General features: G+C 34.6%; 6 protein-coding genes and 3 pseudogenes. 1 reads left to right on the top strand and 8 read right to left on the bottom strand.

Annotated elements, in window-relative coordinates:
• Positions 1–195: 195 nt before the first annotated feature.
• From JCM21714_RS24565 to JCM21714_RS17100, 7 genes and pseudogenes are all read right to left on the bottom strand, one after another.
• The gene (locus tag JCM21714_RS24565; protein WP_369403649.1) at positions 196–348 is read right to left on the bottom strand and encodes an aspartyl-phosphate phosphatase Spo0E family protein; all 153 of its coding nucleotides are present in this window, start codon (positions 346–348) and stop codon (positions 196–198) included.
• A gap of 626 nt (positions 349–974) precedes the next feature.
• Positions 975–2,696 (bottom strand): annotated as a pseudogene (locus JCM21714_RS24950) (IS1634 family transposase).
• A 357-nt stretch (positions 2,697–3,053) separates the two neighbouring features.
• On the bottom strand, positions 3,054–3,218 hold the full coding sequence (locus JCM21714_RS20305; protein ID WP_158413555.1) for a hypothetical protein: 165 nt from the start codon (positions 3,216–3,218) through the stop codon (positions 3,054–3,056).
• A 1-nt stretch (position 3,219) separates the two neighbouring features.
• Complete coding sequence (locus tag JCM21714_RS24945; protein WP_439644503.1) at positions 3,220–3,750, bottom strand: Ger(x)C family spore germination C-terminal domain-containing protein; 531 nt, start codon at positions 3,748–3,750, stop codon at positions 3,220–3,222.
• 201 nt (positions 3,751–3,951) lie between these two features.
• Positions 3,952–4,466: pseudogene (locus tag JCM21714_RS24940) on the bottom strand (Ger(x)C family spore germination protein); the annotation flags it as partial.
• Positions 4,463–5,557 (bottom strand): GerAB/ArcD/ProY family transporter, encoded by a 1,095-nt coding sequence (locus JCM21714_RS17105; protein WP_235183015.1) that lies wholly within the window; start codon positions 5,555–5,557, stop codon positions 4,463–4,465. The pseudogene JCM21714_RS24940 and the gene JCM21714_RS17105, both read right to left, overlap by 4 nt.
• 19 nt (positions 5,558–5,576) lie before the next feature.
• Positions 5,577–7,073 carry a spore germination protein gene (locus tag JCM21714_RS17100; RefSeq protein ID WP_035726247.1) on the bottom strand — a complete coding sequence of 499 codons (1,497 nt, stop codon included), beginning with the start codon at positions 7,071–7,073 and terminating at the stop codon, positions 5,577–5,579.
• A 188-nt stretch (positions 7,074–7,261) separates the two neighbouring features.
• On the opposite strand from JCM21714_RS17100, the pseudogene acsA reads away from it, so the two are divergent.
• Positions 7,262–8,990 (top strand): annotated as a pseudogene (gene acsA, locus JCM21714_RS17095) (acetate--CoA ligase).
• An 81-nt stretch (positions 8,991–9,071) separates the two neighbouring features.
• Here the strand turns inward: acsA and JCM21714_RS22500 are convergent.
• Positions 9,072–9,260, bottom strand: a 189-nt coding sequence (locus tag JCM21714_RS22500; RefSeq protein WP_035726243.1) for a hypothetical protein, incomplete at its 5' end; no start/stop codon positions are given.

Below are 9,260 nucleotides of genomic sequence, written 5' to 3'. Positions count from 1 at the left end.
TAATTCAAATAATCAATTTGATTTCGGATTTTTTGTAAAGTATTTATCTTATTTTTTAATGCTAGGATTCCCCCATTTCTTTTATACTCTCCAGGCTAATTATCATCTGTTCCTATAACTGAAGCTTTATCATTCTTTAGGTCATTAGCTAATCCTTCTATTGTCGTATGTGATGAATAACCTGCAGTTTGAGTATCATAAATTACTTTCTTCATTTTTCATTTCTCCTTTGTTTTTTAATTTTAGAAAGATTAATTGATCTAGTTCTTGAGATATTCTGATAACTATAGGGGATTGTAATCCTTTTGAGCATGCTGATGTAATCATTAGTGCTCTTTTATCTTCTATTGTTTTTGATTTGCAAATCCGAATGATAGATTTCTCAAAAGGGGGGGATTATTTTTCCCGTTTGGCATGGAGAAGCTAATCAAGAGCATAGGGAGATGGTCAAGGAAAGAGCAAAAAAACTTTTTTCTGATGTGAACTGCGCTTGATATGATTCGGATTGCAAACGGAAAAATAACTAAAATAAAAAGAAGGCAGTTGCCAGCTAACCATATTTTTCCCTCTTCCTGAACGATCTATAAAAGCACTATGTTGTCTTTCAATCGTTAAGAATCAAGCAGGAACTTACAAAACTTTGTTTTATGGCTAATGACACGTATTTTTGTTGTTGGCCATAAATCATTACATTTTGTAGTTATCGAGAGATTTATAGAGGAGCGAGATGCCATAAGTGTGTTAGGTAAAGTTTTTTAGTACCTTAACAGATTATGAGCAGACCTATGGCAGCACCAAATATGCTCTAGTCTATTAATAAAATATCTAAATAAATAAGTTTGTAAAAGAACTATTAAACTATGAATATAAGACCATTAAAATCCTGAGTTTGACAGTTAATTCAGCGAAAAACCCTCCAATTCCTTATTATCATGGGATTTTAGAGGGTTTTTAAATGGGTTAAAAAATGAGTACTATTTTGTTTTTTTCGTTTGCTTTAAAATCTTTTTCATATTTTTTGTTGGGATAATTTCATAGTCCGTTCGAAAAGAAAATGCTTCATGCAACTTATCTGTTAAATCCGTTCGTTCGTAAAGCGGAATGTACCCTTCTCCTGATAGCTCCATCATTCTCATATCCCGTAACGTTTGTATAATATCTGGACAAGTGAATCGTTCATCTAATTTTTTTTCTACTATGCGATACATCAATAAGGCGAGAAAACACGTGAGAAAATGTGCCTCTATACGGCAATCTTTTTTCACATACACGGGTCTTGATTTAAATTCACTTTTCATGACTCGGAAGCTTTCTTCAATTTCCCAACGTTGATGATTGATACGTATTAACTCTAATGGGTCAGATTCCAGATTTGTACAAAGTCCATAAAAACCATCGTATTGCGCTTCTTTTTGAATCGCTGCTTCATCTATTGAAAAATGCATTTTATCAGCGATTTCTCCATCCTTTGTGGCATAGTGCGCTTGATAAAACGTGTTGGATCATTTGGTCTTTTCCTTTTTAAAGATGACGGCTTATCTACCTTTTTTAATGCCCGATCAATTTGCTGTTCACGAATGGTTTGCTGATAATGTTTATATTTCGGTGAAAAAGTGACCAGTAATCGCTGCTCTAAATCGCCTTCCTTCATCCAACGTTCTTTAAAATAGGTGGTTTTATTGTTGGAGCTGTCATCGATTTCTGAAAGGTGAATCGCTTTATCACCTGGGGGTGATGTGCCATCCCGCTGGATCTAATACCCATTCTTTTAAATGTTTTTTTAACTTTTTTATGGATTGCGTTGTAATAAATCCCCCCCGAATCCCTAGCGTATTATACATACGATTTTTTTCTGATGACAAGCCAGCATCTGTACAAACAACGATTTACGATAATTCAAAATCCTTGAGGATTTTCTTTTCAAGTGGTTTGAGTGAACCCTGTTCATTTTCATTCCCTGGAAAAATAGAAAAGGCGAGAGGGAGGCCAGAGGCATCCATGAATAATCCCATTTGAACAATTGGATTAGGTCGGTTTTCTTTTGAGATGCCATTTCGTTTATTCCCATCTTCTTCCTCGATTTCAAAATAATAGTTTGTACAGTCATAATACAAAATTTTTGTGTGGCGATTTACTAATTTTAAACTGTGTTTATAAGTGGTTTGTTGAATGAAATCTGATTCTATTTTTAATATATCTAAAGCTCGATACATTTGGTGCGGCTCACAATGAATACCCTCTAATAAAGATTTTGCTCGTTCAAAAGAGTTCTTTTTAGAGGTTGGGTGTAGCACTCGCATATAAATTAATTTAGATAGAATCTCATTTAAATCGTACTGAAATTTATATTTTTCCTGAATTTCTTTCATCGCTTGTGATAAACCTAATTGATAATAAATTGATTGTAAAAATAAATACCCAACATTAAAAGAACGACGTTGATGCTGATCCATCATTTTATGAGGATGGTACTTCGCTATAATAGGAGACTTCTCTTTTTTCTTTTCTTCCGTTAATTTTTTTACGTAGGCTCGTGCCCATTCTTCTGGATCCACGCCAGGATGTTTGGCACAAATCTCTTCTTCATTACCAAGAGATTCAACCACTTTTGTAGTTGACTTTCCGTTTATATCACGGACATTTTCAATAACGGAATAAGAAACAGAATATTTAGAAATACTCTTTTTTATTCGCATAGTTGATTCCTCGATTCATTGTATTATACCTATAATATAACATAGTACTAAATAGTACTTAATATTAAAATTAAAAAATTGACAAAAAAAAAGCCTTATCAAGGCTTTTAGCATTTATATTTAATTCAAAGTGTCAAACTCCCGAGCCTTGTAATATTCTATAAGTTACCGTATTATAATCTATAACGTAATATAGTACGTAAATAGATAATGTATGGTTAACTAAACAGTGTGAACAACGTTAAAGCCTTCGGATAAGCTACCGCAAAGCACTTCGGTAATATAACGAGTGTGAGTAGTTTCCTAAACGATGTGTCGCAGGTTCGAATCCTGCTAGGGCCGTTATTAGTAATAAACTTAACGATACATTTGAAAATAAATACAACAGAAAATAACAAATGGTATAACAGTCAGTATTGCAATTCCACCCGTCTTATTTCCTTCTTTAAATGTTTCCATGCTATGAATAATAGAACGATATATGATAAAAAGAAGCAGACTATTTAATAGTACAGGCATCATTTTAATCTCTCACCTCGTTCAGGTTACTATCATCAATCATTTTTCCAAATTCCAACTTGTCCATATGGTACGTTACATTAATTTTCGCATTAGGATATATCTTTTTATGCCAATCAGCTTTTTCATATTCTTTAATATCTTTAAAATGTTTTCGAATGTATAAAGACCAGTAAAAAGGATCAGATTGGTACTTTTCTTGTGTTTTTGTGATTAATTCATTTGTTTTTTTCTCTAACCTTTGTATAATTGCTTCTTCCAATGCTTGTTGATCTCCTTTATTCTGTGAGTACTTTATTAAACTTGGAATAGCAATAACTTCTACTTGAAAGAAAATATCCACATCAATTTCAGTTGGTTTGTCTCTATGATAGTTCATCTTAATAGCAGGTTCTTTTTTTTGAGAATAGTTATATGAAATACGAAATTCAGGCATTTTAGGATCCGGAATAGTTGCCAAATAGCTTTCCATTTCTAATGTTCGATCTAACATTTGGGCTAAGCGAGTTTCTTCGCCATCAATAATATCAATCATTTGTCCTTCTTTAAAAACGGCTGAACCCATAAATTGTGTAGGCGAACCACCTATTTGAGGAATCTCTCCTGCAATATATTTATCCTCAAATCCATCTGTATTTTTTTTTTGTTCGGATTCTTGGGTTGTTGCATAAATGGCTAAAAATAAATCAGCATCCCCCCCTTCTGTGATCTGAAAAAAACGATGTAAGGTAGCTTCTGGAATAATTCCTGTTTGAACTGCCCTAGTAAGCATGTATTGATAATATTTATGTGGACGTTGTTCCATGATGGGTTTGTTATTGTTAATAAAATCACTTGCCTTTTCCTTTGTTACTAACAATTGTACTCCACGTCTTATTTGTGGTGTTCTAGCAGCAGCCTGAATCACTCGAAGGAAATTTTTTGTTTGTGCTAATTCCTCAGAAATGACAATAATTTTCGTTTGATCTAATATAATTTTTTAGATACGAAGGAATTAGCAGTATAGGTAGCACTTAAGATATCGGCACCGTTGACTGTAACAATTTCTGTTGGAGGTTCATCTGGTCCGATTTGTACGGCAGCAGAGCCTATTTCAGGGTTAGCAATTTGATAGGTAAACGAATAGACACCCTCTTGTTCCGTAGTGTCAATTCCAACAGCGATTACATAGGATTGATGTTCCAATTCAATACGGTCATAACATCCTGATAATATAAAAGATAAAATTAAAAAAACAGATAGCTTTCTCATTTTAAATCTCCTTTTCCCCAAGCGGTACCCCCCCATAATAAATATGGGAGAATAATAAAAAAGGGTGACATAATGGTTAGTAAGGACTCTCGAAGAATTAATTCATTTATTACTGCATTGAAGGGTAATAAGCCAATCATAATGACGAGAAAACTAAAAGGTAATAAAAGTGGTTCAAAATTACGAATTGCAAATATCTCACCAAATATCCATGTGGTAAGATAAATTAAAATAATAAACTTTATGAATGCTGCTAACAACCAAAACACCATAAACATAGTTTCTATATTGGTGAAAAATTGGCCAAGTTCAATAAACTGTGTCAGGTCTTGAAATGGAAAAGCTATTTTGTTGACCGAGTTGTAATCAAATATACTGATATATATAAAATAAAATAATGTAATCTCAAAAAGGGTAATAATACTTGCAATAATGATCCCTTTAACAAACATGGATGTTGCTTTTGTTGCTTTATAGGCAATTAATAAAAAAAACAATTCCGCAAACATAGAAGCTTTTTTTACTCCTTCTGTTAAAATATTTGGCAGTCCCGATCCAAAAATAGGAAATATTCGTTGAATCACGAGATCGCCCAAAGCAAGTACTACTACCAGTAAAGCAGAAGCTTTTATAAAGGCTAATGAAATCCAAGAAGTGAAGCCTATTACCTCAATCCCCTTTTTCGCTCCAAAAAATACAACGCCTATAAATACGAAAAATATCACCATTGTAGGCGATTGGGGGGGAAAGTACAGTAGCTTTACTTGCTCTATATAATTACGGCTATCTAACGTTGTAGTGAAGAAGGCAAATAAAAATAACAATAAACCAATAGATTTACCTATCCATTTTCCAGTGATGGCTTCCATTAATTCTACAAGATTTTTATCGTTGTATTTTTTTAAGAGATAAAGCATAATCAAAAAACTAGGGAAAATACAAATAAAAGAAAGAATTGGAATTAACCAAAAACCATTTTGAGCCTTTTGTGCTAATAAAGCTGGAGTAGAATCTGATAATTTAATTCCCACCAGGATAAGTGTTATTGCTATTATTTCCTTTGTTCGTAAAAAGCCACTGTTTTGCATCATGCTTCACCCCACCATCTTATTAGGATTTAAATCTTTTTTGAATATCTTTTGGATGTAAATATCCTGGACGAAAAAATTCCTTTTTAATCGCTTTACGAAACACCGTATCTTCTGATGAAAGAAAATGAGGAGACATTGGTGAAAAGAAAGGAACTCCAAATGATTTAAAAGAAGCTGCATACATAAAAAATAATAAAAATGCTCCAACTAGGGTAAGCATTCCAAATGCTCCAGCCGCTAAAATAAAGACAAAGCGCATCATCCGAACCGTAAAGTTTAGATGAAGGTCTGCTAAAGCAAAAGAAGATAAACCTGATAATGCAGCCACAATAACGATAATAGGACTGATTATGTTTGCTTCCACAGCAGCTTGGCCTAAAATTAAAGCACCCACAATACCAATTGTTGGGCCTAATGGACTAGGTATTCTTAGTCCAGCTTCTCTAATTAACTCAAAGGCTATTTCCATGATCAATACTTCAAATATTAAGGGGAAAGGAACCCGTTCCCGGGACGCCGTGATTGCTAATAATAAGTCCGGCGGAATCATTTCACTATGATAATTTGCAATGGCTACAAAGGTAGCTGAAATCATTAAACTTAAATAAAAACTAAACAATCGAATGACACGAGTAAAGTTTCCATATAGGAATCGTAAGTAACGATCCTCAGGCGAATGAAAAAAAGACCAGAAAGTTACAGGTACAATCAAACAAGCAGAGGAGCTATCCATTAATAAAACAATAAATCCATCTTCTATATAAGATGTTGCTTTATCAGGCTTCTCTGTATAAAGAACAGTAGGAATTATGGAATAAGGCCGCTCTTCTATGTATTGTTCCAATATTTCTATATTACGGACACTATCAACAGAAATATTTGTCAATTTCTTTCTAACTTTATCTAAAATCTCATCATTGACTAAGTCTTTAATATAAACCAAATTCACTTCATTGATGGAACGTTCTCCAATTTGAATTCCTTCGTTTATTAATTGATTATTATGAAGTTGTTTACGAATTAAAGACATGTTGGTATTCAACGATTCTGTAAATGAATCTTGTGGTCCTTTAATGCTAGGTTCATTTTCTGCTTTAAAGATAGCTCGATGTTTAAAATCAGCTACATCTATCGCATAAGAAGTAGCTTCTCCTTCTATAAATAAAATTACCTTTCCACTATTAACGTTTTGGATCACTTTCTTGTATTCTTTTATTTCTTCAATATTTTCAATTGAAACCACGTTATATACGGAGTCTCCATTATTCTCAAGTAATGGTTTAATAATATGCATATTAATTCTTGAGCTGTCCACAATGGAACTATAATAGAAAAGACATCCATCCTTATTATTAAACTTTATTTTCATTGATCTCATTGAAAAGTCCTTATTGAGATCATAAGAGAATAGATATTTAACTTCTTGAATATTTTGTTGTAAAGACGATGCTAGTTGTTTCCTATTGTCTTTTGATAAAGTATTGAATTTACCTTGCCGTTTAAATAAGCGAACCATGTCGCAGAATCACCTCTTTGGAATATGCTAGTTGTTAATATGTGCAGAAATCAGGAAATTATGTAATTGTAAGAAATAGGCGATATGACTTGATTTCTATGTTAAATTAGATACAATAGGTATTGTAAGGGGTTACAATACATTTATTTTTAATTTAAAATCGTTAACAATTTTAATGAGGTGATAGAATGGATATGACAAAAGTTCCTTCAAGATCTGGAAGTCACAATGTTGAGGATCTTGAAGTATTAAGAGAAGGTTTCGATTGGGAAGAAGTGAAAAAGGACTTTAGTTGGTATAAAACGGGTAAAGTAAATGCAGCGTATGAAACGATTGATCGACATGCAGAAAATCCCGATAAAAAGGACCAAGTTGCATTGTTATATTCCGCTCCAGATCGAGAAGAGAGACTGACATTTGAACAACTAAGTAAACAAAGTAATAAAACAGCTAACATGTTTAAAAAGTATGGAATTCAAAAAGGGGACCGTGTCTTCTTGTTTATGCCGAGAAGTCCTGAATTCTACGCTAACTTTTTTGGTATTTTAAAGGTGGGGGGCGATTGCTGGACCTTTATTTGAAGCGTTTATGGAACAGGCAGTCCATGATCGCCTGGAAGATAGTGAAGCGACGATGTTAATTACAACTCCTGAATTGTTAAAACGTGTTCCGGTAGATGAATTGCCTAACTTACACCAAGTAGTGTTAGTTGGTGCTGAGCAAGTGGATGAAGAGAACCAGATTAATTTTGATCAGGAAATGCAAGAAGCTTCGGAAGAATTCGATATCGAATGGGTAGACCGAGAAGATGGTATGCTGATTCATTACACATCGGGTTCTACTGGTAAACCAAAAGGTGTTTATCATGTACACAATGCCATGATCCAACATTATGCTACAGGAAAATGGATTCTTGATTTTAAAGATAATGACATTTATTGGTGTACAGCTGATCCAGGTTGGGTAACAGGAACGAGCTATGGTATTTTTGCCCCATGGTTAAATGGGGGGGTAACGAATGTTATTCGAGGGGGGGGACGATTTACCCCTGAGTCTTGGTATGAGACGTTAGAAAAAAATCAAGTGACGATATGGTATACGGCTCCAACCGCCTTGCGTAAATTTGTAAGTGCAGGGGGGGAAGATTTAGTAAAACAATATGATCTATCCCATTTACGTCATGTATTAAGCGTTGGTGAACCACTTAATCCAGAAGTGATTACGTGGGCATTGCGTGTTCTGGATTTACGCATCCATGATACATGGTGGATGACTGAAACGGGTGCGATGCTTATTGTTAACTCACCAAGTATGGAAATTCGTCCAGGTTCGATGGGACGTCCGATCCCAGGTGTAGAGGCAGGAATTGTCGATAATGAAGGAAATGAATTACCACCTAATCAAATGGGTAACCTTGCCATTAGAAAGGGTTGGCCATCGATGATGCGAACGATCTGGAATAATCCTGGGAAATATGAGAGTTATTTTGTTAATGGATGGTATGTATCCGGGGGGGATAGTGCCTATATGGATGAAGATGGTTATTTCTGGTTCCAGGGACGTCTTGATGATGTGATCAATACTTCCGGAGAACGTGTGGGACCATTTGAAGTAGAGAGTAAATTAATTGAACATAAGGCTGTTGCTGAAGCAGGTGTAATAGGTAAACCTGATCCGGAGCGTGGAGAAATTATTAAAGCATTTATTACGCTAAATCCAGGTTATGAGGCATCTGATGAGTTATTAGAAGAAATTCGTCAGTTTGTGAAAACAGGCTTAAGTGCACATGCTGCACCACGGGAAATTGAAATCAAGGATAGTATTCCTAAGACAAGAAGTGGTAAAATAATGCGTAGATTATTAAAATCATGGGAATTAGGACTGCCAACAGGTGATACTTCTACACTAGAAGAATAAGGTGCAAAAGGCTAGCACATTTTAAATGTGCTAGCCTTTTGCTATGATATCCCTTCCTAGACAACCAAAGAAGTCCGCATTTTAACTAAACAGCGTAGTAAATCTTTCACGACAGTATTTTGATAACTGTAATCCTGCGCTGCGGAAAAACACTCCCTTTCCTAGGGGTGCGGCTTCAGCTAACTTTGAAAAGCAGAGCACTTTCCAAAGTGGATCTTCAGCTTGCACTGATCCCTCAGGAGTCTCGCATTTTTCCTCCGCTTTGGATGG

This window comes from Gracilibacillus boraciitolerans JCM 21714, assembly GCF_000521485.1.
Taxonomy (GTDB): domain Bacteria; phylum Bacillota; class Bacilli; order Bacillales; family Amphibacillaceae; genus Gracilibacillus; species Gracilibacillus boraciitolerans.
This window is presented reverse-complemented; position numbering and strand designations above follow the sequence as displayed.

Bases quoted from the DNA above. Each gene is read 5' to 3' on its own strand.
- JCM21714_RS20305 (WP_158413555.1), bottom strand. From the start codon at position 3,218: ATGATGCCTGTACTATTAAATAGTCTGCTTCTTTTTATCATATATCGT.
- JCM21714_RS24945 (WP_439644503.1), bottom strand. From the start codon at position 3,750: ATGATTGATATTATTGATGGCGAAGAAACTCGCTTAGCCCAAATGTTA.
- JCM21714_RS17105 (WP_235183015.1), bottom strand. From the start codon at position 5,557: ATGATGCAAAACAGTGGCTTTTTACGAACAAAGGAAATAATAGCAATA.
- JCM21714_RS17100 (WP_035726247.1), bottom strand. From the start codon at position 7,073: ATGGTTCGCTTATTTAAACGGCAAGGTAAATTCAATACTTTATCAAAA.